The 22,937-nt window shown below is 75.4% G+C and carries 21 protein-coding genes; 12 read left to right on the top strand and 9 right to left on the bottom strand.

Going from position 1 to position 22,937, the window contains the following annotated elements:
- Positions 1 to 11: 11 nt before the first annotated feature.
- Both cutA and FB457_RS12340 read right to left on the bottom strand, forming a co-directional pair.
- The gene (gene cutA / locus FB457_RS12345; RefSeq protein ID WP_047019888.1) at positions 12 to 332 is read right to left on the bottom strand and encodes a divalent-cation tolerance protein CutA; all 321 of its coding nucleotides are present in this window, start codon (positions 330 to 332) and stop codon (positions 12 to 14) included.
- Positions 329 to 1,108, bottom strand: coding sequence for a sulfite exporter TauE/SafE family protein (locus FB457_RS12340; protein WP_047015691.1), 780 nt, complete (start codon positions 1,106 to 1,108; stop codon positions 329 to 331). The genes cutA and FB457_RS12340 overlap by 4 nt, the downstream gene beginning before the upstream one ends.
- Positions 1,109 to 1,209: 101 nt before the next feature.
- Here FB457_RS12340 and FB457_RS12335 point away from each other — a divergent pair, with 101 nt between their 5' ends.
- Positions 1,210 to 2,010, top strand: a complete 801-nt coding sequence (locus tag FB457_RS12335; RefSeq protein ID WP_486589006.1) for a SanA/YdcF family protein — start codon at positions 1,210 to 1,212, stop codon at positions 2,008 to 2,010.
- Between the two features lie 62 nt (positions 2,011 to 2,072).
- Here the strand turns inward: FB457_RS12335 and FB457_RS12330 are convergent, their stop codons facing one another.
- Together FB457_RS12330 and FB457_RS36085 are read right to left on the bottom strand one after the other, a co-directional pair.
- Positions 2,073 to 2,510, bottom strand: a complete 438-nt coding sequence (locus FB457_RS12330; RefSeq protein ID WP_145781869.1) for a hypothetical protein — start codon at positions 2,508 to 2,510, stop codon at positions 2,073 to 2,075.
- Between the two features lie 68 nt (positions 2,511 to 2,578).
- Positions 2,579 to 2,704 (bottom strand): hypothetical protein, encoded by a 126-nt coding sequence (locus FB457_RS36085; protein ID WP_301540163.1) that lies wholly within the window; start codon positions 2,702 to 2,704, stop codon positions 2,579 to 2,581.
- A gap of 215 nt (positions 2,705 to 2,919) precedes the next feature.
- On the opposite strand from FB457_RS36085, the gene FB457_RS35210 reads away from it, so the two are divergent.
- Together FB457_RS35210 and FB457_RS12325 are read left to right on the top strand one after the other, a co-directional pair.
- Complete coding sequence (locus tag FB457_RS35210) at positions 2,920 to 3,078, top strand: DUF6879 family protein (RefSeq protein ID WP_164492493.1); 159 nt, start codon at positions 2,920 to 2,922, stop codon at positions 3,076 to 3,078.
- A 5-nt stretch (positions 3,079 to 3,083) separates the two neighbouring features.
- Positions 3,084 to 3,938 carry a Scr1 family TA system antitoxin-like transcriptional regulator gene (locus tag FB457_RS12325; RefSeq protein ID WP_145781867.1) on the top strand — a complete coding sequence of 285 codons (855 nt, stop codon included), beginning with the start codon at positions 3,084 to 3,086 and terminating at the stop codon, positions 3,936 to 3,938.
- 55 nt (positions 3,939 to 3,993) lie between these two features.
- Here the strand turns inward: FB457_RS12325 and FB457_RS12320 are convergent, their stop codons facing one another.
- Positions 3,994 to 4,209: a DUF397 domain-containing protein gene (locus FB457_RS12320; RefSeq protein WP_047015687.1), complete on the bottom strand. Its 216-nt coding sequence runs from the start codon at positions 4,207 to 4,209 to the stop codon at positions 3,994 to 3,996.
- Entirely contained in the window at positions 4,206 to 5,063 is an 858-nt protein-coding gene (locus FB457_RS12315) for a helix-turn-helix domain-containing protein (protein WP_047015686.1), read from the bottom strand. Before FB457_RS12315 ends, FB457_RS12320 begins: the two co-directional genes overlap by 4 nt.
- A gap of 393 nt (positions 5,064 to 5,456) precedes the next feature.
- On the opposite strand from FB457_RS12315, the gene FB457_RS12310 reads away from it, so the two are divergent.
- The 9 genes from FB457_RS12310 (at position 5,457) to FB457_RS12270 (ending at position 18,669) form a co-directional block, all read left to right on the top strand.
- Positions 5,457 to 5,837, top strand: coding sequence for an ATP-binding protein (locus FB457_RS12310; protein ID WP_145781967.1), 381 nt, complete (start codon positions 5,457 to 5,459; stop codon positions 5,835 to 5,837).
- A gap of 514 nt (positions 5,838 to 6,351) precedes the next feature.
- Positions 6,352 to 7,860, top strand: a complete 1,509-nt coding sequence (locus FB457_RS12305) for an FAD-dependent oxidoreductase (protein ID WP_145781865.1) — start codon at positions 6,352 to 6,354, stop codon at positions 7,858 to 7,860.
- Complete coding sequence (gene nirB, locus FB457_RS12300; protein ID WP_047015683.1) at positions 7,857 to 10,472, top strand: nitrite reductase large subunit NirB; 2,616 nt, start codon at positions 7,857 to 7,859, stop codon at positions 10,470 to 10,472. Before FB457_RS12305 ends, nirB begins: the two co-directional genes overlap by 4 nt.
- Positions 10,469 to 10,852, top strand: a complete 384-nt coding sequence (gene nirD / locus FB457_RS12295) for a nitrite reductase small subunit NirD (protein WP_125934740.1) — start codon at positions 10,469 to 10,471, stop codon at positions 10,850 to 10,852. The genes nirB and nirD overlap by 4 nt, the downstream gene beginning before the upstream one ends.
- A gap of 105 nt (positions 10,853 to 10,957) precedes the next feature.
- On the top strand, positions 10,958 to 12,238 hold the full coding sequence (locus FB457_RS12290; RefSeq protein WP_047015681.1) for a deoxyguanosinetriphosphate triphosphohydrolase: 1,281 nt from the start codon (positions 10,958 to 10,960) through the stop codon (positions 12,236 to 12,238).
- Between the two features lie 388 nt (positions 12,239 to 12,626).
- Entirely contained in the window at positions 12,627 to 13,892 is a 1,266-nt protein-coding gene (locus FB457_RS12285) for an NAD(P)/FAD-dependent oxidoreductase (RefSeq protein ID WP_047015680.1), read from the top strand.
- 141 nt (positions 13,893 to 14,033) lie between these two features.
- A complete protein-coding gene (locus tag FB457_RS12280) occupies positions 14,034 to 14,486 on the top strand; it encodes a GNAT family N-acetyltransferase (protein ID WP_047015679.1) in 453 nt (150 codons plus the stop codon).
- 427 nt (positions 14,487 to 14,913) lie between these two features.
- Positions 14,914 to 16,134, top strand: coding sequence for a sensor histidine kinase (locus tag FB457_RS12275; RefSeq protein ID WP_047015678.1), 1,221 nt, complete (start codon positions 14,914 to 14,916; stop codon positions 16,132 to 16,134).
- Between the two features lie 270 nt (positions 16,135 to 16,404).
- On the top strand, positions 16,405 to 18,669 hold the full coding sequence (locus tag FB457_RS12270; protein WP_047015677.1) for a winged helix-turn-helix domain-containing protein: 2,265 nt from the start codon (positions 16,405 to 16,407) through the stop codon (positions 18,667 to 18,669).
- Positions 18,670 to 18,822: 153 nt separating this feature from the next.
- On the opposite strand, the gene FB457_RS12265 is transcribed toward FB457_RS12270, so the two are convergent.
- The 3 genes from FB457_RS12265 to FB457_RS12255 all read right to left on the bottom strand — a co-directional run bounded on the left by FB457_RS12265 (position 18,823) and on the right by FB457_RS12255 (position 22,908).
- A complete protein-coding gene (locus tag FB457_RS12265) occupies positions 18,823 to 20,595 on the bottom strand; it encodes an FAD/NAD(P)-binding protein (protein ID WP_486589005.1) in 1,773 nt (590 codons plus the stop codon).
- A gap of 211 nt (positions 20,596 to 20,806) precedes the next feature.
- Positions 20,807 to 21,997, bottom strand: coding sequence for a benzoate/H(+) symporter BenE family transporter (locus FB457_RS12260; RefSeq protein ID WP_145781863.1), 1,191 nt, complete (start codon positions 21,995 to 21,997; stop codon positions 20,807 to 20,809).
- A 110-nt stretch (positions 21,998 to 22,107) separates the two neighbouring features.
- Positions 22,108 to 22,908: a class I SAM-dependent methyltransferase gene (locus FB457_RS12255; protein ID WP_052770279.1), complete on the bottom strand. Its 801-nt coding sequence runs from the start codon at positions 22,906 to 22,908 to the stop codon at positions 22,108 to 22,110.
- Positions 22,909 to 22,937: the final 29 nt, after the last annotated feature.

Genomic DNA, 22,937 nt, shown 5'->3' with positions numbered 1-22,937 from the left:
CGTACGCGGCGTCAGGCCGTCGTCTGCCGCTCCACCCACGCGAGGTACCCGGCGCTGCCGTGGGTCACCGGGGTGGCGATGATCTCCGGCTCGTCGTAGTCGTGCGCCTCGCGCAGGTGGGCCTCCAGCTCCGCGTACCGTGCCGTCGTCGTCTTGAGGAGCACCTGCCACTCCCGGGTCTCCTCGACCGCGCCCTGCCAGCGGTAGACCGACGTGACCGCCGCGCTCACCTGCGCGCACGCCGCCAGCCTCGCCTCCACCGCCCCGCGCGCCAGCGCATCGGCCTTCTCCCGGGCGTCCGTCGTCGTGAGCACTGTCAGGAAGTCCGTCATGCCCACTGATCGTAGGCGAGCTTGGCGACCAGACCGACGACCGTGACGACCAGGACGCCGCGGACGAAGCCGCTGCCCTTCTTCAGCGCCATGTGCGCGCCGAGCCAGCCGCCGCCCAGGTTGAAGACCGCGAGCAGCGCGGCCAGCGACCACAGGACCGTGCCCTGGACCGAGAACATCACCAGTGCGCCGAAGTTGGTGCAGACGTTGACGATCTTGGCGGTGGCGGACGCCTGGACGAGGTTCATCTGCAGCACGGCCGTCAGCGCGAGCACCAGGAACGTGCCCGTACCCGGGCCTATCAGCCCGTCGTAGAAGCCGATGCCCAGCCCCGCGAGCGCCACCGCGGCGGCGATCCGGCGCGGCGTCACCGGGCCGGTCGCGGGGGCGTCCGTGCCGAACGACGGGCGCAGCGCGACGAACGCGAGCACCGCGAGCAGCACCACCATGATCACCGGCCGCAGCACGTCGCTGCTCACCCCGGCCGCGAAGAACGCCCCCAGCGCGGAGCCGGCGAGCGCCGCCGCCCCGATGCGCACGGCGAGCCGTACGTCGACGGGGGACTTGCGGGCGTACGTCACCGCCGCGGCGGAGGTGCCGACGATGGCCACGGCCTTGTTCGTGCCGAGCAGATACGCGGGCTGGAGATGCGGATACCCCAGCAGCAGCGCGGGCAGCAACAGCAGCCCGCCGCCGCCGACCACGGCGTCGATCCAGCCTGCCGCGGCGGCGGCGAGACAGAGCATGACCAGGGTCAACAGGGGTATGTCGGGCATCGTCGGGCGAGCGTAACCCCCGGTGGGGAGGCGTCCGGGAGGCGGGGTGGAACCGGGATCAGGGGCGGCTTCGTTTCAGGGGACGGGGAGGGGAGTTCCGCGTGGGGACGCTGTGGGGGGACCGGGCGAGACGGGCCGCGGTGGCCGTACGGGAGCGGCTGCCGGGGACGGGGGCGCGGCGGCCGGCGGGGCGGGCGCGGCCCGGTGTACGGGCGCGCGGGCCGGGTGGCGTGCCGCGGCCGCGGTGGCCGCGGACGCGGGCCGGGCAGCGGCGGGCGCTGCGGGCCGCGGTGCTGGCGTGCGTCCTCGCGCTGCTGCCCCCGGCGTGGCTGTTCGTCGCCGCCGGCGACCGCGTCGTGGCCGCGGAGCGCGCGCCGCGCGCGCCCGTGGCGCTCGTCTTCGGCGCCGGGCTGTGGGGCGAGGATCCGTCCCCGTACCTCGCGCACCGCCTCGACACCGCCGCCGAGCTGTACGAACTCGGCAAGGTCGACGCCATCCTCGTCAGCGGCGACAACAGCACCCGCGGCTACGACGAGCCCACCGCCATGCGGCGCTACCTCGTCGGCCTCGGCGTCCCCGCCGCCGCCGTCGTCCGCGACCACGCCGGCTTCGACACCTGGGACTCCTGCGCCCGCGCCCGTCGCGTCTTCGGCGTCGACCGGGCGCTGCTCGTCAGCCAGGGCTTCCACATCCGCCGGCCGCTGGCGCTGTGCCGGGCGGCGGGCATCGACGCGTACGGGGTCGGGGTGGACGAGCCGCGGCGCGGGGCCTGGTACTACGGCGGCCTGCGGGAGATCCCCGGCGCGGCGAAGGCGGCGTACGACGCGGTGTTCACGCCGGACCCGCGCCATCTGGGCCCGCGGGAGCGGGGCGTGGACGAGGCGGTGGCCGCGGCGGGGTAACCGGGGGCGGGGGCCCCGGCCGAGGGCTGGTGGGGACCGTCCGCCGTGCTGGCGGCGGACGTTCATCGGATGAGCTGGAGGGCCTGCTGCATCAGCTCGTCGTCGTTAAGGGTGAAGGTGCCGGTGTGGAGTACGTCGTGGCCGTACATCTGCTCGGCCAGGGGGATGCGGCGGTCGAGGTGCAGGCTCCACGCCGTGTGCTGGACGTCGAGGCGGGGGCCGGAGCCGCCGATGCGGGCGGACCAGCCGGTGCAGATCACCCAGCCGGCGCAGGCGTTCTCGTGCCCGCGGCGGGAGCCGTACAGGCCCTGGGCGTGATGTGCGGCGGCGACCGCCAGCAGTTCGGGGTGTTCCAGTTCCGGCACCGGCAGGACGCCGACGATGGCTGTGGTGCCGAAGTCGCCGGTGGTGGTGTAGGCGAGCAGGCAGCGGCGATCGGGCCAGTGGTGGGTGAGCGTAAAGACGGTGACGCGGCCGGTGCCGGTCTGCTCGCTGCCCATGCTGCTCCTGTCGGTCTGTGTCGGCCCCCGCGGCACCGTAGCCGCGGGGACTGACATGTCGGGGTATGTCAGCGGTGGCCGGGTGACGGGTTGCCGCCTCCGCCGTCGCCGTCCTCGATGTCGGTGTTGTCGTCCTCGTCGCCCGGGTCGCCCCAGGCGGCGGGGGTGATCGTCAGCGGGTTGTTGAAGGTCATCGGGTGTGCCTCCTCTCCGGCGCGCCCCGGACCGCCCGGGGCGGTGGTGTGGCGCCCCGCCTGCCGGGCCGGCAGGTTGCGGCAGGTGGGGGCGCGTCCGGCCGGGCCGATGTGCGGTCGTTCGGCCGGAGCCCGCCCCCTGGCCAAAGGATTCGGTCGGCCAGGGGGCGGGAGTTCAGTGGGCGGGATGCCGGCGGATGAGGACGGAGCAGTCGGTGGCGGCCGAGTGGTCGCCGCGGTTGCGCGCGTCCCGGCGCTCCTTGCCGAGCTGGCTGCAGTTGCAGGATGATCGATCGCTCGTCGAACGCTGCGCCGCGGCTTTCGAGGACGTCTGGGCACGCGCGATCCCGCACGAGGAATACGAGATCCAGTAGCACCGATGCCCATGTCCCCGTCGTCCAGTGCTCAAGAGGCGCGTGCAGCTCTCGCGGCCCGGCTGCGAGAGCTGCGCCTGGACGCGGGGATCACCAGCAAGGAACTCGCCGCGCGCTGCGGCTGGTCGGTCGCCAAGCCGTCACGTATCGAGAACGCCCACACTGCCCCGTCCGACGCCGACATACGCGCCTGGTGCACCGCGTGCCACGCCGAGGGGCAGGCTCCCGACCTCATCGCCGCCAACCGGCAGGCCGACCAGATGTACGTCCAGTGGCGGCGGCTCCAACGCACCGGACTACGCCGACTGCAGGAAGCCGCCGCACCGCTGTACGAACGCACCAGAGCCTTCCGCACCTACGCCTCGAACGTCGTACCCGGCTACCTGCAAACGCCGGCCTACGCCACCGCTCTGATGGGCACCATCGCCAGCTTCCGCGGCACCCCGGACGACGTGAGCGAGGCTGTGGCCGCGCGCATGCGGCGCTCACGGGTCATCCGCGAAGGCGACCACCGCTTCGCGGTACTCGTCGAGGAACACGTGCTGAACCATCGCCTCGGCGACGCGGGCGTGATGTCGGGCCAGTTGGGCAACCTGCTCGCGTGCATGACGCTGCCCGCGGTCTCCCTCGGCATCGTGCCCACTGCCATGCCGCGGGAGACAGTCATGTGGCCGCTGGAGGCGTTCACGATCTTCGATGACTCGCAGGTCAACGTTGAACTGCTGGCCGCGCGCGTGCGAGTCACCGCGCCCAGCGAGATCGAGTTGTACGAGCAGGCGTTCGCGAAGTTCACACAGCTTGCGGTGTACGGCGCGGAAGCGCGGGCGCTGATCCTCAAGGCGATCGAAGCGTTGGGCTGAGAGCGCGACGAATCGCCCCCTGCACGGCCGTGCAGGGGGCGATTCGTCATGTCGCTCAGACCTCGAAGCGTCCCGCGCGGACCGAGTCGACCAGTCCGGCGAACTGGTCGCGGGTCAGCAGCAGCGCCGGCCCCGCAGGGTCCTTACTGTCGCGTACCGCGACGGCCCGTTCGTCGACGATGCCGACCTCGACGCAGTCGGCCTGCGCGCCGCTGTGGCTGGACTTCCACCAGGCCACGGCGAGGGTTGAGGCGTCGTTCATGTGGTTCATACCTGATCCCTTTTCTCTGCGATTCGCTCGGCGGACACCTCGACCGGCAGGGCGGCATCCCGTAGCCGGCTGATGGCGTCCCGGTATGCGCTGACCTGTTCCTGGTCCTCGAAGTACACGAACGAGGTCAGGCTTTCTGAGTGCGCCACGTCGAGGTCCCGATGTCCCTCGAAGCTGAGCACGGAGAACGAGCCCAACTGCCCGACGTGCGGCGGGCTGTCCGTGGGCAGGACTTGAATGCTGATGTTCGGCCGCTTGCTCAGCAAGTGCAGCCGGGCGAGCTGATCGCGCATGACGCCCTCGCCCATGCACTGCGTGGACAGGGCGCTCTCGGCGATGATCGCCCACAGGTCGAGCGGGTTCTCACGGGTCAGGACGGCCTGCCGAGCGAGGCGCACCTCGACCAGCGCATCTACCTTGGCATCGACAGTCTCGGACATCGCCGTCGCCCCGATGATCTCCCGCGCGTACTCGGCCGTCTGGAGCAGCCCCGGGATGACGGAGAGCTGCCACGTGTACAGCGCTTCAGCCTCGGCCTCAAGGCTGATCAGATCCTCGTACACAGGTGACAGCACGCCGCGGTACGACTGCCACCAGCCGCGCCGGGCACCCTCGCGGGTCAGCGCGAGCACGGCGGCCCGCAACTCCGTGTCGGTGACCTCGTACTGATCGAGCAGTGCCTCAACGTCGACAGCCTTCGCCGCGCTCCGTGCAGTCTCCAGCCGTGACAGCTTCGCGACGGTGATCCGCCCGCCGGACTGCTCGGCCGCCTCCTCCAACGTGAGGCCGCGCCCGTCGCGAAGAGCGCGCAACTTGGCGCCGAGCCTGCGCCGTCGCACTGTCGGTGCGCTCACTTCTCCTCCGCTCCCGTGGTTCTGCCCGACAGTCTGCCGTGCGTGATCAGCGCGTGTCATGCCGCTTCCCCTCTCCTTGGTCACACTCTCGTCAACGATTGAGAATTCTCATTCTTTCATGCATTTGCTTGCGTGGCGCAGAGAGTGGGGAGCACGCTAGGGAGAGAATTCTGACGATGCTGAGAGTAAGGAGGGTCGACGCATGGTGTACGAACACCTGTCGCCTCAGCCGGAGTTACTACAGGCGATCGAGGCAGAGCCGGACGACAGCGGCCAACCGCACCGGAGCCGCGGTGTCGGCATCCGCCGCCGGACTGCCGCGGCTGACCGGTTCCGCGGCGACCCCGACTCCGTGCCCACCCCAGAACGGGCGGACTCCGCGTGAACTCGCGCATGTTCCCCCGCAGCGCCGCGGCCGTCGGCCGTGCACGGAGTTTCGTGGCTGGTCACATCGATGGATGCACCTCCGAGCAGGCCGACGACATCCGCGTGTGCGTCTCCGAACTCGCGACCAACGCCCTGCAGCACACCCCCGTTGGCCGGCGTTTCCTCGTTCGGATCATCTGCACCGACAGCGTCGTCCGCATCGAGGTGCACGACGCCAGCATCGCCACCCCGCACGTGTGCACGCCTCTGGACACCGACGACCGGGGCCGCGGGCTGATGCTCGTCTCCACGCTCGCGGACGACTGGGGAGTATCCGACCGCACCGGCCCTGGCAAGGTCGTGTGGGCCGAGTTTCAGCTCAGGCAACCCGCAGCGGCTACGTGTTAACGGCCCGCCCCGGGGTGCGGGGCCCGTGGCGAGCACATGGCCCGAACGCGCCCCGCCGCCCCCGTGACTCCCGCCCCGCGTGGCTCAACTCCCGCCCCCGCCGCCGGACATCTCGGCGAGGGCGGAGGGCGGCCCGGCGTGGACCCCCGCCGCCCGCGCACTCCCCGTGACGGGCGGCAGGGGCACGGATCGGCCCCCGGGAGACGGAGCGCCGTCGCCGGGCGCTCGACCTGGTGTACGCCGGTATCAGCGTCACCGACCGCGGGGGAGAGTCTCCATGGCCTTCGGGACCGCGGCGTAGGCTGCGGCTCTGCCGGGCCCCGGTCTGTACGCCAGCGCGATGCGGTCCGGCTCCAGCCCGATCTTGTGCGGGTGGATGCAGGGCAGCGAAGTGTGCGGTCCCGCGCCGCCCGCCGGCCGCTCACAGCGCCGCCCGTCCGCCGCTGAGGGCAGTGTTGCGCCGCGGAAACAGTGGTGATGCGGCGGGGTAACGGCCCCGCCGCAGGGTGGGCGCATGAACCTGCCCGTGCCCGAAGCCGCCGCACCCGCCGGCCCCGCCGCACCCGCCGGCGGGCGTCGCGTCGTGATCGTCGGCGGCGGCATGGCCGGTACGCGGCTCGCGCGGCAGCTCGCCGGTGCCGGGGCGGGCGTGACGGTCGTCGGGGAGGAGCCGCATGCCCCGTACAACAGGGTGCTGCTCGCCGACGTCCTCGCCGGGCACTACGCGCCGGACGTGATCCGCCTCCCCGACCTTGCGGCGGGCCCCGCTGTCCGCGTGCTGCGGGGCGTGCGCGCGGTGCGCGTCGACCGCGCCGCGCGCCGGGTGGAGTGCGACGACGGGCGGGCGGTGCCGTACGACGTGCTGGTCCTGGCCACCGGCGCCTGGCCGGTGCTGCCGCCGCTGCGCGGGCTGTTCGACGACGACGGCGACGACGCCGGCGGTGCCGGTGTCGCCTTGCCGGCGGGGGTGCACGCCTTCCGGACGATGGACGACTGCCTTGCGCTCGCCGCGGCGGCGACCCCGGACGCCGCCGCGGTCGTGGTCGGCGGCGGGCTGCTCGGCGTCTCGGCCGCCCGGGCGCTGGCCCGCCGCGGCGCGCGGGTGGTGCTGGCGCAGCAGGGGGAGCGCCTGATGGAGCGCCACCTCGACCCGGCGGCGGCCGGGCTGCTGCGGACCCACCTGGAGGAGCTGGGGGTGGAGGTCCACACGGAGTGCCGGGTACGGGGCGTGCGGACACGCGCCGCGGCGCCGGGGCGCCCGCGCCGTACGGCACGGCCCCCGGCCCGCAGGGCCGACGGCGACGGCCCCGCCGCGCCTGCGGACGGCTCCGCCTTCGCCCCTGCCGGAAGCGCCCGCGTCGCCGGGCCCGGCGACGGCCCCGCCGCGCCCCTGACCGGCTCTGCCGCCACCCCGCGCCCGGCCCCCGCCACCCGCGCCGTCACCGGTGTCGAACTCGCCGACGGCTACGTCCTCGACGCCCGCCTCGTCGTCCTCGCCTGCGGTGTCCGGCCCCGCGTCGGGCTCGCCAGGGCCGCCGGGCTCGACGTAAGCGCGGGTGTCGTCGTGGACGACGCGCTCCGTACCTCCGATCCCGCCGTCCACGCCATCGGCGACTGCGCCCAGCACGCCGGGGTCCTCTACGGACTGGCCGCCCCCGCGCTCGACCAGGCCGACCTGCTCGCCCGCATCCTCACCGGGTCCGGCCCCCGGGAGCCCCGCTACACCGGCACCCGCGCGCTGACCCGCCTCACACTCTCCGCCGCCGACACCCCCCTCGACCTCGCCGCCTTCGGCGAAACCGAACCGGCCCCCGGCGACGACGTCGTGCACCTCGCCGACGCCACCCGCCGCGTCTACCGCAAGGTCGTCGTCCGCGCCGACCGGCTCGTCGGCGGCATCCTCCTCGGCGACCTCGCCGCGGTCGGCGCCCTCGCCCGGGCCTGGGAGGGCGACACGCCGCTGCCCGCGGGCACCCCGCTGCACCACCTGCTCACCGACCACCTCGGAGGTTCCGGACCATGACCGCCGCCCCGCACTCCCGCACCCTCGTGCTCGTCGGACACGGCATGGTCGGGCAGCGCTTCCTCGAAGCCCTCGCCGAGCACCGCGTCACCGACACCCACCGCGTCGTCGTCTTCTGCGAAGAGCCCCGGCCCGCCTACGACCGCATGCACCTCACCTCCTACTTCTCCGGTACCACCCCGGAAGGGCTCTCCGTCACCCCCGACGGGTTCATGGCGGAGCACGGCATCGAACTCCACGTCGGCGACCCCGCCGTCGCCGTCGACCGCGCCGCGCGCACCGTCACCTCCGCGGCGGGCCGCACCGTCCCGTACGACGTGCTGGTGCTGGCCACCGGCTCCTTCCCCTTCGTCCCGCCCGTCCCCGGCAAGGACGCCCGCGGCTGCTTCGTCTACCGCACGGTCGAGGACGTCCTGGCCATCGAGGCGTACGCGCAGGGGGCGAGCGCCGGAGTCGTCGTCGGCGGCGGACTGCTCGGGCTCGAAGCGGCGGGCGCGCTGCGCGGGCTGGGGCTGGCGACGCACATCGTGGAGTTCGCGCCACGGCTCATGCCCGTCCAGGTCGACGAGGGCGGCGGCGCCGCGCTCCGCCGCACCATCGGCGACCTGGGGCTCGACGTGCACACCGGGGTCGCGGGGAAGGAGATCCGCACCGACGCCGCCGGCGCGGTGACCGGGATGGAGCTGTCGGACGGCTCGGTGGTCGCCGCGGACCTCGTGGTCTTCTCCGCGGGCGTACGCCCCCGGGACCGGCTCGCCCGCGAGGCGGGCCTGGACGTGGGCGAGCGCGGCGGCGTCGCCGTGGACGAGCGGTGCCGGACCTCCGACCCGGCGGTCTTCGCCATCGGCGAGTGCGCGCAGGCCGCGGACGGCCGGGTCTACGGGCTGGTCGCGCCCGGGTACGAGATGGCGGAGACCGCCGCCGCCGCGATCGCCACCGCACAGGCCCCCGCCGCCGCCCCCAAGACCTTCACCGGCGCCGACACCTCCACCAAGCTCAAGCTCCTCGGCGTCGGCGTCGCCTCCTTCGGCGACGCCCTCGGCACCGCCGACGACTGCCTCGACGTCGTCTACTCCGACTCCCGCGCCGGCCTCTACAAGAAGCTCGTCGTCGCCCGCGACGGCACCCTCCTCGGCGGCGTCCTCGTCGGCGACACCGACGCGTACGGCATGCTCCGCCCGCTCACCGGCAGCGTGCCGCCCGTACCGCCCGAGCAGTTGGTGCTCCCCCCGGGCGCCGGCGCCCCCGCCGCCCTCGGGCCCGCCGCGCTCCCCGACGACGCCGTGGTCTGCAACTGCCACAACGTCACCAAGGCCGCCATCCGCGGCGCCGTCGCGGAACACGACTGCACCACCGTGCGCGAGGTGGAGAAGTGCACCCGCGCGGGATCCGGCTGCGGCTCCTGCGAGAAGGTCCTCACCGCGCTGGTCAACGACGAGCTGGCGGCCCGCGGCGTCGCCGTCGACAAGGGCCTGTGCCGCTGCTTCGCCCACACCAGGACCGAGCTGTACGAGATCGTCCGCGTCAAGCGGATCAGCTCGTACGTCCGCCTCCTCGACGAGCACGGCCGCGAGGAGGCGCGCAGCGGCGACGGCTGCGAGGTGTGCAAGCCCGCCGTCGCGTCGATCTTCGCCTCGCTCGCGCCCGAGATCGGCGCCGCGGGCTACGTGCTCGACGGCGAACAGGGCGCCTTGCAGGACACCAACGACCACTTCCTCGCCAACCTCCAGCGCAACGGCTCGTACTCCGTCGTCCCGCGCGTGCCCGGCGGCGAGATCACCCCCGGCAAGCTCATCGTGCTCGGCGAGGTGGCGCGCGACTTCGGGCTCTACACGAAGATCACCGGCGGCCAGCGCATCGACCTCTTCGGCGCCCGCGTCGACCAGCTCCCCGCCATCTGGGCCCGGCTGGTCGAGGCCGGGTTCGAGTCCGGGCACGCCTACGGCAAGGCGCTGCGCACGGTGAAGTCCTGCGTGGGGTCGACCTGGTGCCGCTACGGCGTGCAGGACAGCGTCCGCATGGCCATCGACCTGGAGCTGCGCTACCGCGGGCTGCGCTCGCCGCACAAGCTGAAGGCCGCCGTCTCGGGCTGCTCGCGCGAGTGCGCGGAGGCGCAGGGCAAGGACTTCGGCGTCATCGCCACCGCGAACGGCTGGAACCTGTACGTCTGCGGCAACGGCGGCGCCACCCCCCGGCACGCGGACCTCCTCGCCCAGGACCTCGCCGACGACGAGCTGATCCGGCTCATCGACCGGTTCCTGATGTTCTACATCCGCACCGCCGACCGGCTGGAGCGCACCTCGGTCTGGCTGGAGCGGCTGGAGGGCGGCCTCGGCCACCTGCGGGACGTCGTCGTCGCCGACTCCCTCGGCATCGGCGCCGAACTGGAGGAGCAGATGGCCGCGCACGTCGCGCACTACCGCGACGAGTGGGCCGCCACCCTGGCCGACCCCGAGCGGCTGGCGCGCTTCGTCTCGTTCGTCAACGCGCCGGGCGTGCCGGACCCCACCGTGCGGTTCGTCCCCGAGCGCGACCAGGTCAAGCCCGACCTCACCCTGCTGTCAGGCCCCGCCATCCCGGTGCGCGGGACGCTGGAAGGAGCCTCCGCATGACCACGACGGCGTACGCGCCCGCCCGGACCGTCCTGCGCGTCGAGATCCGCACCGCGGCCGGCTGGCACCCGGTGTGCGACCTCGCCCTGCTCACCCGCGGCCGCGGCGTCGCGGCGCTGCTGCCGGACGGCACCCAGGTCGCCGTCTTCCTCGGCCGCACCGGCAACGCCTACGCGATCGGCAACCGCGACCCGTTCACCGGTGCGTACGTGCTGTCGCGGGGGCTGCTCGGGTCGGCGCCCCCGGCGGAGGGGGGCCGGCCGTTCGTGGCGTCGCCGCTGCTGAAGCAGCGGTTCGACCTGGCGACGGGACGGTGCCTGGACGACGAGGAGGTGGCGGTGCCGGCGTACGAGACGCGGATCGCGGAGGTGGCGGCGTAGCGGACGGCACACGACCGGCACCGGAGGCGCCCATCCCGTACGAACCGGGGCGTCCGGCCCGTACCGCCCGAACCCCCGCGCACCGGCCCGGCTACCGTTCCGTGCATGGGGTACACCGACGCCGACCTCGAACGCTGGGCCCCCGAGCCCGACAAGCGCCCCGGCCGCACCGCCTTCCAGCGCGACCGCGCCCGCGTGCTGCACTCCGCCGCGCTGCGCCGGCTCGCGGGCAAGACCCAGGTCGTCACGCCCGGCGTGAGCGACGACGGCGTGGGCGGCCAAGCCCTGACCTTCGCCGACGCCACGCCCCGCACCCGGCTCACGCACTCCCTGGAGTGCGCTCAGGTCGGCCGCGAGCTGGGCGCCGCGCTCGGCTGCGACCCCGACCTCGTCGAGACCGCCTGCCTGGCGCACGACCTCGGGCACCCGCCGTTCGGGCACAACGGCGAGCAGGTGCTCGACGAGCTGGCCGCGCCCTGCGGCGGCTTCGAGGGCAACGCGCAGTCGCTGCGGCTGCTCACCCGGCTGGAGCCCAAGCGGTTCACCGACGACGGCAGGTCCGTCGGGCTGAACCTCACCCGGGCGGCCCTGGACGCCGCCACCAAATACCCCTGGCGGCGCGGCGGCCACCCGGCGGGCCCGGACGCGGTGAAGTTCGGCGTGTACCCCGACGACGGGCCGGTCTTCGACTGGCTGCGCGCGGGCGCGCCCGGCGGTCCCGCGGGCCGCACCTGCTTCGAGGCGCAGGTCATGGACTGGTCCGACGACGTGGCGTACTCCGTCCACGACGTCGAGGACGGCCTGCACGCCGGCCACCTCGACCCCGCGGTGCTGCTCGCCGGTCCCGAGCGGGCCGAGGTCTTCGCCGTCGCCGCCGGGCGGTACGCCCCGGGCACGGACGCCGCGGAACTCGCCGAGGCGCTCGACCGGCTGCTGGCCCAGGAGTGGTGGCCGCACGGCTACGACGGCACCGCCGCCGCGCAGGCCCGTCTCAAGGACGCCACCAGCCAGCTCATCGGCCGGTTCTGCCTCGCCGCCGAGGGCGCCACGCGCGCCGCCTACGGCACGGGGGCGCTGTCGCGCTACGCCGCCGAGCTGATCGTGCCGCGGGCGGAGCGGCTGGAGTGCGCGGTGCTCAAGGCGGTCGCGGACCGGTTCGTCATGCAGCGCCCCGACCAGGCGCGGCTGCGCGCGGACCAGCGGGTGGTGCTGGGGGAGCTGGCCGGGGCGCTGACGGCGGGGGCGCCGGCGGGCCTGGACCCGCAGTTCCGGGCGCTGTACGAGGAGGCCGCCGACGACGCCGGGCGGCTGCGGGCGGTGGTGGACCAGATCGCGGCGCTGACGGACGCGGCGGCGCGGCGGCTGCACGCCCGGCTGACCGGGTAGCTCCCCGCACGCGGCGGCGGTGCGCCCCCGGCGCCACGACCGCCGCCGGGGTGAACGGCGAGTTCCGGCCACCGGCGCACCGTCGGGCACGGGGGCGGGCGGGGAGGCCGGAGCGCCCCCGGTCGCGTACCGGGGTCCCGCCCCGCCCCCGTACCCGCCCGTCACCGCCCCCACCAGCCCGTTCTCCCACCACCCGCCCCTGCACCGCCGCCGCTCGCGGCCCGCCCCCGATCCCGCCCGTCCCGTCCGCCGCCCCGCCCGTCCGCCCAGCCCTGGCGCGCCTCCCCCTTCCGCCGTCACGCCCCGGTGCGGGAGGCTCGCGGTGTCGGCAACGCAGCCGAGGACACGGCAAAATGGATGGTCGGGGCCAGGGACTAGGAGGCGTGAAGTGGTCGACGCACATCAGACGTTCGTCATCGTCGGTGGAGGACTGGCCGGTGCGAAAGCAGCAGAGACGCTGCGATCGGAAGGGTTCACCGGCCGGGTCATCCTCATCGGCGACGAGCGCGACCACCCGTACGAGCGACCGCCGCTGTCCAAGGGCTACCTCCTCGGCAAGGAAGAGCGCGACAGCGTCTTCGCGCAGCCGTCCGGCTGGTACGCGGAGGCGGAGGTCGAACTGCACCTCGGGCAGACGGTCACCGCGCTCGACCGCGCCGCGAAGACCGTGAGCCTCGGCGACGGCACCCGGGTGCACTACGACAAGCTCCTCCTGGCCACCGGCGCCGAGCCCCGCCGCCTCGACATCCCCGGCACCGACCTCGCCGGCGTCCACCACCTGCGCCGCCTCGCCCACGCCGAGCTGCTGCGCGGCGTCCTCGCCGCCCTCGGCCGGGACAACGGCCAGCTCGTCATCGCGGGCGCCGGCTGGATCGGCCTGGAGGTCGCCGCGGCGGCGCGCACGTACGGGGCGGAGGTCACGGTCGTCGAGCCGGAGCCCACGCCGCTGCACCGGGTGCTCGGCCCGGAGATCGGCCAGGTCTTCGCCGACCTGCACGGCGAGCACGGGGTGAAGTTCCACTTCGGCGCCCGGCTCACCGCGATCACCGGCAAGGACGGCATGGTGCTGGCCGCGCTCACCGACGACGGCGAGGAGCACCCGGCGCACGACGTGCTGGCCGCCATCGGCGCCGCCCCGCGCACCGCGCTCGCCGAGGCCGCCGGGCTCGACGTCGCGCCCCGCGCGGAGGGCGGCGGCATCGCCACCGACGCCTCGCTGCGCACCTCCGACCCCGACGTCTACGCCACCGGCGACGTCGCCTCCTTCCTCCACCCCGCCGCCGGGGGCGGCCGGCTGCGGGTGGAGCACTGGGCGAACGCGCTCAACGGCGGCCCGGCCGCGGCCCGCGCCATGCTCGGGCAGGACGTGACGTACGACCGGGTGCCGTACTTCTTCTCCGACCAGTACGACATGGGCCTGGAGTACTCGGGGCACGCGCCGCCCGGCTCGTACGACCAGGTGGTGTGCCGCGGGGACGTGGGGCGGCGGGAGTTCGTCGCCTTCTGGCTCAAGGAGGGCCGGGTGCTCGCGGGCATGAACATGAACGTGTGGGACGTCACCGAGGGCATCCAGAACCTGGTCCGCTCCGGCGCCCGGGTCGATGCGGAGCGCCTGGGCGACCCGGCGGTGCCGCTGGCGGACCTGATCGCGTAGGGAGCGGACCGTGCCGCGGCGGGCCCGCCGTCCGTCCACCTGACGGTCGCGGGCCCGAGGCGTGCGGCGGAGAGGGCGCCGCCGTACGGGCAACGCCCCCCGCCCGGCGGGAGTCCCGCGGGCCCGGCCTATGCTCGGCGCATGGCCATCCGCACCGCCCGGGTCGACGTCGCCGAGATCTTCGCACTGCGCCACTCCGTGCTGCTGCCCGGACGCCCGCCCGCCGAGGCGGAGTTCGCGGAGGACGGCGCGCCGGGCGCCTTCCACCTCGCCGCGTACGACGAGCGGGGCGCGCTCGCGGCCTGCGTCTCCTTCTGCCCCGAACTCCTCCCCGGCGACGGCACCCCCGCCTACCGCTTCCGCGGCATGGCCAGCGCGCCCGCCGTCCGCGGGCGGGGCTACGGCGTCGCCGTCCTGGCCGCGGGGCTCGCCGAGGCCGCGGCCCGCGACGCGCACCTGGTCTGGTGCAACGCCCGTACCTCGGCGGCCGGTTTCTACCTGAAGCACGGCTTCGAGGTGCGCGGCGCCGAGTTCGACATCGAGGGCGTCGGTCCGCACGTGGTGATGACCAGGAAGCTCACCCCCGGCGGCTGACCGGGAGACGCACTACTACCGGCGGGTACTCCCGCGGGAGTAGCGGCCCGCCCGGGCCGCCCGGGGCAGTAGCGCCGGTCTCGGTCGCGGGAGCGAGGACACCTGCCCGGGCTGCCGGGACGCTGGGTACGTACGAGCACGGGAACATCAGTCGTCCCGAACGGGTGGGGGAGGTGTCCGGGTAGCGGCGGCGCGTCCGCCTCCTGTGCGGGCCCGCTCCCCCCGGCCGGGTCCGCGACGGGCGGCGTCCGGCGGCCGGCGCGGTGCTCAACCCACCAGCCTGCGGGCTCCGGTTCCCCCGGCCGGAACCCGCGGTCCCCGCCCCGCCGGGCGGCACCCCCAAGGGCTGCCCGGCGGGGCTTCCACCGTCGCCCGGAGCCCCTCCCCGCGACGACACGACCGGGCCGTCCGGGTGAGGAAGAACCGCATGCCGTCACCGATATCGGTACAGGGGCGGTTCGTGATGCCCCTCCGCAGGGACATAGCGCTCGCGGTGTCCGTGGCGGCCATGTCGGCGGGGCTCGCGCTGCTGGCGGAGGTCGAGGAGGGCGCGCACCGGCCCGACGCGCTGGGCTGGGTGCTGCTGGCCGCCACCTGCGCCGCGCTCGCGTGGCGGCGTCCTGCGCCGATGGCGGCGTTCGCGGCGGTGATCGCCCTGCAACTCCCGTACCACGCACTGCAGAACGTCCACCACGCGCCGGGGCCCGCCACCGTCGTCGCCGTCTACTCGCTCGCCTTCGCCGGGCCCCGGCTGCGGACCGCGCTGGTCGTCGGCGGGATGCTCGCCGCGCTGACGGGCGTGCTGACGACGGTCGACATGAGCCGCGCCATGGACATCCTGCGGATCTCCGGCTGGATCATCGCCGTCGCCCTCTTCGGCGAGGCCGCCCGGGTGCACCGCAACTACCTCTCCGCGATCGTCGAGCGGGCCGAACGGGCCGAGCGCACCCGGGAGGAGACCGCGGCCAGACGCGTGGTCGAGGAGCGGCTGCGCATCGCCCGCGACCTGCACGACCTGCTGGCGCACAGCATCACGCTGATCGGGGTGCAGACCTCCGTCGCCGCCCACCTCCTCGTCTCGGATCCGGACCGGCTCGACCGCAAGGCCGTCGCCGAGGCGCTGGACGGCATCGCCGGCACCTGCCGGCACGCCCGCGCGGAGCTGCGCACGACGCTCCAGGTGCTGCGCACGGGCGACGGCGGCCAGGACGCCACCGGGCCGCTGCCGGGGCTCGCGGGACTCGAAGGACTGGCCGAGGCGGCGCAGTCGGCGGGCGCGCGGGTGCGGTTGGAGGTCGCGGCGGAGCCGGAGGTGCCGCAGGCGGTGGGGGCGGCCGCGTACCGGATCGTGCAGCAGTCGCTCACCAACGCCGTGCAGCACGCGGGGCCCGGCGTGCGGGTGCTGGTCGAGGTGCGCTACGACGAGGACGCGGAGGCGCTGTCGGTCTCCGTCACCGACGAAGGACCGGCCGGCCGCGGCAGGGAGCCGCTGCCGGCGGCGGGCCCGCGGCGCGAGGGCTACGGCATCGCCGGCATGCGGGAACGCGCCCGTAGCGTGGGCGGGTTGCTCACCGCGGGCCACCGTCCGTGCGCGGCCGGTTTCGCGGTGGCCGCCGTGCTGCCGTGCGCCCGGGAACCGGACGCCTGAGCCGGCCGCGGCACCGCCGCCTTCCGGCTGCCGTACGCGGCCGGGGCCGCCCGCCGCCGGGGCACCCCCGCCCGCCGGCCCCCCGCCTGCGGGCGCACCTGCGCGGATACGCGTGACCGGGCCTGCTCTTCCACCGATCCTTCAGCGGTTCTGGATGTGCGGAGCGCACGCTGGTCACGCGATGCGGGGAGATGAGATGCACCGGAAAGAGGCGACGTTGTTGGTGCTCTCGGGGGACCACCTGATCGACGCTGCCAAGGGGGCAATCTGGTGAGCATTCTCGTGGAACTGACCCGCTCTACGGCACCCGGCGAGTGGGACGCCGACCTCGCTCCCGAGGGGCCTCCGGGGCTCCACGACACCCTGATCGGCCGGGAGCAGGAGATCGCCGACGTCCGGGCCAGGCTGGCGGCCCCCGGCTGCCGGCTGCTGACGGTCACCGGCCTGGCGGGCGTGGGCAAGAGCGCCCTCGTACGCGCCGCGCTCGCGGACCGTACCGGCACGGACCCCAGCGCCGCGGTGAGCGTGGACCTGGCCGCCGCCGCCGACGCGGACGGCGTCTGGACGCGGGTCGCGGCGGCACTGAGCCGGCCGCCGGACGGCGACGCCCGGGAGGCGGCCTGGACGGCGCTCGCCGACCGCGCGGCCGACCGCGAGCTGCTGCTCGTCCTCGACAACGGGGACCTGGCCGCCCGCGCCGTCGCCGGGGACATCGCCGTGCTGCTGCGGCGCATCCCCAGGCTGTGCGTGGTGTTCACCAGCCGGGTCGCGCTCGACATCCACGCCGAGCGGATCTTCCCGCTCGGCCCGCTGGCCACCGGCGCCGCCGGGGCGGCGGGACCGTCCGCGGCGTCCGACGCGGCGCGGCTGTTCGTCGCCCGCCTCCAGCCGCACTACCGCTGGGCCGTCACCTCCGCCGCGGACCGCGACGGCATCGCGGAGATCTGCGCACTCCTGGAGGGCGTGCCGCTGGCGGTGGAGGAAGCCGCCCGCGCGGTCGGCGCCCTCAGCCCGCGCCGGATGCTCCAGCGCATACGCGACGGCGAACAGCTCTACAGCAGAAGGCTGGTGGACGTACCCTCCCGGCACGGCTCCATGGACGCCGCGCTCTCCTGGGGAGACGCGGCGCTCACCGCCGGCGAGCTGCAACTGCTGCGCCGTCTCTCGGTCTGCGAGGGCGCCTTCGACCTGGCCGTGGCCCAGCAGGTCGCCGGCCTCACCTGGGCGCAGACCGTGCAGGGACTGGACGCGCTGGTCCGCAAGAGCCTGCTGCACAGCGTCAAGCGCGAGGGCGCGGAGCCCGAGTTCCGGATGTTCCGCGCCACCCGTCAGCACTACCGCGCGCGGCTGGCCGCGGACCCCGCGGACCTGGCGGCCACCCGGGCGCGGCACGCCGCGCACACGCTGGAGTTCGCGCTCCAGGCCCGGCAGGGGCTGCGGCTGCCGAAGGAGCGCGCGTACTGGCTGGAGCTGGTGGCCGAGCGCACGCCCGATCTGTTCGCGATCGCCCGGCTGAACCAGGAGACAGGCGAGCACGCCGCGGCAGCCCGGATGCTGCTGGCGCTGGAGGAGGCGTGGACCGTACACGACCTCCTCGGCACCGCGGGCGCACTGCTCGACGGCTCCCTGGCGGCGCTCACGGGCGCCGAGGGCGCCCAGGCCACGGAGGCCGCGGCCCGCTGGGCCCTGACGGAAGGCGACTGGGCACGCGCCGAGGCGTACATAGAACGCCTCGGCCGCTCCCTCGACGCCGCCGCCCGCGCCGCGGCGCTCCGCGCCGAGCTGATGCTGGGCCGCGGCGACGCCGTGGGCGCCCTCCAGCAGGCCGAGTTCGCGCTCGCCGGCAAGCGTGCCCCGGGCGGCACGGTCGCGGCCGCCCGCGTACTGCGTACGCTCGCCGCCGCGCGCGCCGCCGTCGGCCGGCGGCAGCCGGAGGAGCCGCTGGTGAAGGCGGCGCGCGGGCTGCTGGAGCTGGGCGAGCCGCGGCAGGCGGCGCTGACGCTGGCCGCGCTTGCGGTGGCGCAGCGCGGCCACGCCCGGGCCCGGGCCGGGGCAGGCGAGGCAGTGGAACTGCTGCTGGCGCACGCCGCGCCGGTACGGGACGTCCGCGCCGTGCTGCTCGCGGCCGCCGGGACGGTGCCGGCCGGCGGGGAGGCGTACCGGCGGCTGGGCGCGCTGGCCGACCGGATCCCGGAGCGCGGCGACGACCCGCCGCAGGGGGCGCCGGAGCCCGCGGCCCCCGACGGCCACGGGGGCATGCTCCTCGCCGCGCGCGCCGCGCTGGCGGAGGCCGCGCGGGAGGAGGCGGAGGCCGCGCCCGCGGGCGGTCTTGAGCGACTGACGCACCGTCAGCTCCAGGTGGCGGAGCTGGTGGCCGAGGGGATGACGAACCGGCAGATCGCCCGCGCGCTGGAGCTGTCCGAGTGGACGGTGGTCAACCACCTGCGGCAGGTCATGCAGCGGCTCGACTGCCCGTCCCGGGTGCACGTGGCCCGCATCGTGCAGGGCCGCGCCACCGCCCGGCTCTCGGGCTGAAGCCCCCGCGCCCGTAGCCCGCAGGCGGCGGGCCGCCCGGGCAGGCGGATCCGTACGACAGGGAGCACCGGCCCCCGCGCGACGGCGCGGGGGCCGGCGGTTCCTGTCCGGGGGCCGGGCACCCCCGTGCGGTGGTGGTGCCCGGCACCCGGCTCAGCCCCGCCGCGCTTCTTCCGCCCGGCGGTTGCTGCGGTCGTCGCGCCCGCGCGGAGGCGGTCCCGCCGGGGCGAGGACGGCGCGGGCGATGGCGTCGGTGTCGGTGAGCGTCGCCGAGCCCACCGCCGGGCGGATCGCCGCCGCGGTGACCCCGTCCGCGGACTCCGTGGGCACGCCCACGGCGAACCGCCGCGGGTGCGGCGCCCCGTCGCCGTCCACGACGTGGAACGGCCGCCCCGTGACGGCGAGTCCGCCCGCGACGTAGCCGGTCCTGCCGGGGCCCAGCCCGTACGGGCGGCACTGCCCGGTGTCGAGCAGGTGCCGCAGCAGCGGGTCGGCGGTGCGGCGCAGATCGACGCCGGGCAGCCGGCCCTCGACGAGCACCCGGGCGGTCTCGCGCGAGCCACTGACCCACGGCGACTCGCAGGCGAACGTGCCCGCCTCCCGGTCGGCCGCCACCTGCATCCCCGGGCCCACGATCCGGGCCACGCCCGCGCGGACGAGCGCGATCAGCTCCTCGGTCCGGCGGGCCGCGGGGCCGCCGGAGAGGTAGGTGCCGAGCGGGGCGAACCAGCCGTCGAGGTCGCGGCGGCGCGACTCGCCGCCCAGACCCGCGTGGTCGACCGCGAGCCGGACCTCGTCGCGCAGGTCGTGCAGCACGTCGAGGGCGGCCTCGACCGGCCCGCCCGCGGCGCCCCCGCGGGGACCGGCACCCGGGCGGACGCCGTGGAGCACCGGCGCCCGCTCCGGCCGGTCGCGGCCGGGGAGCAGCGCGGTGTAGAACGCGGACTCCATCTCCCGGGCGATGAGCGGCCACAGGGACTCGCGGAAGTCGAGCGGCCCGTCGTGCTGCGCGCGCAGCCGGGCGGTCAGCTCCTCGGTGAACACCCGCGGCAGGCGCCGGCCGCCGCCGTTGCGGTGCCCGCCGCCCGTCCCGTACGGGACCGCGCGGCGGGCACCGCACAGGACCCGCGGCTCGCGGCCGGACGGCCGGTAGGTGACCCGGCCGTCCCGGTCGCGGTCGAACCGGCCGCCGCGCCCGGTGGTCAGCAGCGTCAGGTAGTCGAAGAAGTTCAGCCCGAGACCGCGCAGGACGACCGGCTCACCGGGGGCGATCGCGCTCAGGTCGGCGTCCGCGGGGTTCCCGGGGGCGACGTAGACCAGGCCGAACTCGGCGGCGAACGCGGCGTACCCGCGCTCCCGCGCGGTCGGCAGCACCGGCATCCGGCCCTGCGCGAGCACCACGGCGTCGAGGCCGGTCAGCCGCCTGCCGCCGGTGAGCCGGATCTCCTGGGTGCCGCCGGGCCCGTCGTCCAGCGCCACCGCCTGCGCCGCGTGCACCCGCAGCGCGAGGGACTCCGCGCTCGCCACGGCGACCTGCCGGAACACCCACCGGAAGTAACTGCCCGCGAGCGCCCGGGTCGGATACGAGTCCGGGCCGAGCCGGCGCGCCTCGGCGGCGTCCGCGCCGCCGGCTCCGGAACGGGCCAGCGCCCGCGCCCACTCGTACAGTCCCGGCCCGCGGCGCTGCGGCGCGTCCGCCGGCATCACGCCCTCGCCGGCGAACGCCGTCACCCGGCCCGCCGTCCTGTCCAGCAGAAGCGAGCGGTCCTGCCCGGTGCGCCACTCCCGGCCCGCGCCCGGCGGCAGCGGGTCGATCAGATGGACGGTCACCGCGCGCCCCGCGGCGTGCGCGGCGAGGCGCTCGACCACCGAAAGGCCGCGCGGCCCGGCGCCGACGACTCCCACCACGAGTGACTTCTCGCTCATCAAAGGATCTCCCTCTCCGGGGAGTTCACCCCCGGTGCGCGGGGTCGGAGCGTCGCGGGTCAAACCCCAGCCATCCTGAACGCGCGGACGGGTGCGGGACAGCGGCTGATTCTTGCTAGCCCGCGGGGCGGAATGGCGGCGCCATTGCCATGTCGCCCGCCGGGCCGCGGTCGTACGCTGCCCGGCCGCTTACCGAGGAAGGCGCGCGCGGTCACTCCGCCCGCCGGTGCAGCGCCAGGTGCGTCAGCACCCCGGCCAGCAGCCCCCAGAACGCCGCCCCGACGCCGAGGAGTTCGATGCCCGAGGCGGTGACGAGGAACGCGACGAGCGCGCTGTCGAGCCGGCTCGCGTCGCGTGTCGCCGCGGCCAGCGCGCCGCCGGTCGCGCCCAGCAGCGCGATGCCGGCGATGGCCGCCACCAGCGCGGCCGGGAGGACCGCGAAGAGGCCGAGGAACGCCGAGCCGAAGACCCCGACGACGACGTAGCCGACGCCGGCCGCCACCCCGGCCCCGTACCGCCGCTCCGGGTCCGGATGGGCCGAAGGACCGCTGCAGATCGCCGCGGTGATCGCGGCGAGGTTGATCCCGTGCGCCCCGAACGGCGCCAGCACCAGCCAGGCGGCGCCGGTCGAGGTGACCAGGCGGTCCGCGTCCGGGCGGTAGCCCGCGGCGTTGAGCACGGCGAGCCCGGGGGCGTTCTGCGACGCCATGGTGACCAGGAAGAGCGGCAGCGCGATGCCCACCGCGGCGTCCAGGGTGAACTCCGGTGCCGTGAACGCCGGCACGGCCACGCCCACCTCGCCCGACCAGGTGCCGAAGTCGCCGGTGGCGGCGGTCCAGGCGCAGCCGGTGAGCAGCGCGCAGGCGGTCGCCCAGGAGGCGGCGAAGCGGCGTCCGGCGAGATACGCGCCGAGCATGAGGACGACCAGCGTCAGGTCGCCCTCGGCGGTACGGAACAGCCGCAGCCCGAACTCCAGCAGGATCCCGGCGAGCGTGGCCGCCGCGACCTCCGGCGGCAGCAGCCGCATCAGCGCGCCGAAGAGCCGGCTGAGGCCGAGCAGCACGGTGAGCACCGCGGCGATCACGTACGCGCCGGTCGCCTCGGCGAAGGAGTGCGTGGTCAGCGCCGTGACCAGCAGCGCCGCCCCCGGCGTCGACCAGGCGGTGAGCACCGGGGCGCGGTACGCCAGGCTCAGCAGCACGCACGTCACGCCGCTGCCCAGCGACAGCGCCCAGAGCCACGACTCCAGTTGGCCGGCGGTGAGGTCCCCGGCGCGCGCGGCGTGGAGCACCACGGCGACCGGACCCGTGTACGAGACCACCACCACGACGACGCCGGCCACCACCGTCGAGACGGTGAGGGCCGGCCGACGCTTGGCCGCGGGTGCCGCGTCAGGGGTCAAGGGGCGCTCCGGTCAGGCGGGTGCGGCGAGCGGGCCGGGGCCGGCCGGCACCGGCACGCCCCCGGCGGGTCCGGGCGCGGCCGTGCGGCCACGGCCACGGTAGCCGCCGCTCAGCGCGGCCGGCGGCCGTACGTGGAGATGAGGATCTGGCTCAGCCAGCGGTTCGCCGGGTCGGCCATCTCCTCCAGCGCGGCGTCGATCCGCGCGTCGTCGAGGAGCCCGGCGCCGGTGATCCGCGGGCGCATGAACTCCAGCCAGAGCTGGTAGTGCCGCGCCTGCGGCGAGCCGCCCTGCATCATCACCGTCCGGCCCTCCGCGGACACGTCCTCCAGACCGCACTCCAGCACCGCCTGGAGGTCGAAGTGGCCGCCGCGGGGCTCGTGCCCGGACTCGCGCATCAGCCCGTAGCCGGCCGCGCGGACGTCCTGGAGGAAGTCCTCGGAGACCACGCTGCGGAAGAGCGGCAGCGAGTCGGTGTCCTCCAGGAAGAGCCAGCCGCCCGGCTTGAGCGCGGCGACCATCTTGCGGACCGCGGCGGGGCGGTCGGGCAGGTGCTGGACGAGCATGCGGGAGTGCACCAGGTCGAACTGCCCGGCCGGCAGCTCGTCGGTGGTGATGTCGACCTGGAGCACCTCGATGCCCTTGTCCTTCAGCCGCGCCAGCCGGCCGGTCTCCAGGTCGGCGGCGGTGACCCGGCCGGTGGGGCCCACGAGTTCGGCGAGCCGCTCCGCGGTGCCGCCGTAGCCGGCGCCCACCTCCAGCACGGACCAGCCGGCGGCGACGCCGAGCCGGTCCAGCCGCTCACTGGTACCGGGGTCCCAGATCGCCTCGTTCGTCAGCAGCCGTTCGGTCTCCTGGTCCCACAGTGGATCGAAGACATAACGCTTCGCGGGCTGTTCTGAGTTGGACACACACGCCCCCAGAGATAATCCGGCTTTCG

The sequence above is a fragment of the Streptomyces sp. CNZ287 genome, from assembly GCF_007827615.1.
The sequence above is the reverse complement of the archived record's forward strand: the minus strand, read 5'-3'. Positions and strand labels throughout refer to the sequence as shown.

Coding starts and splice junctions, on each gene's coding strand:
- cutA (WP_047019888.1), bottom strand. CDS start 332: ATGACGGACTTCCTGACAGTGCTCACGACGACGGACGCCCGGGAGAAG.
- FB457_RS12340 (WP_047015691.1), bottom strand. CDS start 1,108: ATGCCCGACATACCCCTGTTGACCCTGGTCATGCTCTGTCTCGCCGCC.
- FB457_RS12330 (WP_145781869.1), bottom strand. CDS start 2,510: ATGGGCAGCGAGCAGACCGGCACCGGCCGCGTCACCGTCTTTACGCTC.
- FB457_RS36085 (WP_301540163.1), bottom strand. CDS start 2,704: ATGACCTTCAACAACCCGCTGACGATCACCCCCGCCGCCTGGGGCGAC.
- FB457_RS12325 (WP_145781867.1), top strand. CDS start 3,084: ATGCCCATGTCCCCGTCGTCCAGTGCTCAAGAGGCGCGTGCAGCTCTC.
- FB457_RS12320 (WP_047015687.1), bottom strand. CDS start 4,209: ATGAACCACATGAACGACGCCTCAACCCTCGCCGTGGCCTGGTGGAAG.
- FB457_RS12310 (WP_145781967.1), top strand. CDS start 5,457: ATGTTCCCCCGCAGCGCCGCGGCCGTCGGCCGTGCACGGAGTTTCGTG.
- FB457_RS12305 (WP_145781865.1), top strand. CDS start 6,352: ATGAACCTGCCCGTGCCCGAAGCCGCCGCACCCGCCGGCCCCGCCGCA.
- nirB (WP_047015683.1), top strand. CDS start 7,857: ATGACCGCCGCCCCGCACTCCCGCACCCTCGTGCTCGTCGGACACGGC.
- nirD (WP_125934740.1), top strand. CDS start 10,469: ATGACCACGACGGCGTACGCGCCCGCCCGGACCGTCCTGCGCGTCGAG.
- FB457_RS12290 (WP_047015681.1), top strand. CDS start 10,958: ATGGGGTACACCGACGCCGACCTCGAACGCTGGGCCCCCGAGCCCGAC.
- FB457_RS12280 (WP_047015679.1), top strand. CDS start 14,034: ATGGCCATCCGCACCGCCCGGGTCGACGTCGCCGAGATCTTCGCACTG.
- FB457_RS12275 (WP_047015678.1), top strand. CDS start 14,914: ATGCCGTCACCGATATCGGTACAGGGGCGGTTCGTGATGCCCCTCCGC.
- FB457_RS12265 (WP_486589005.1), bottom strand. CDS start 20,595: ATGAGCGAGAAGTCACTCGTGGTGGGAGTCGTCGGCGCCGGGCCGCGC.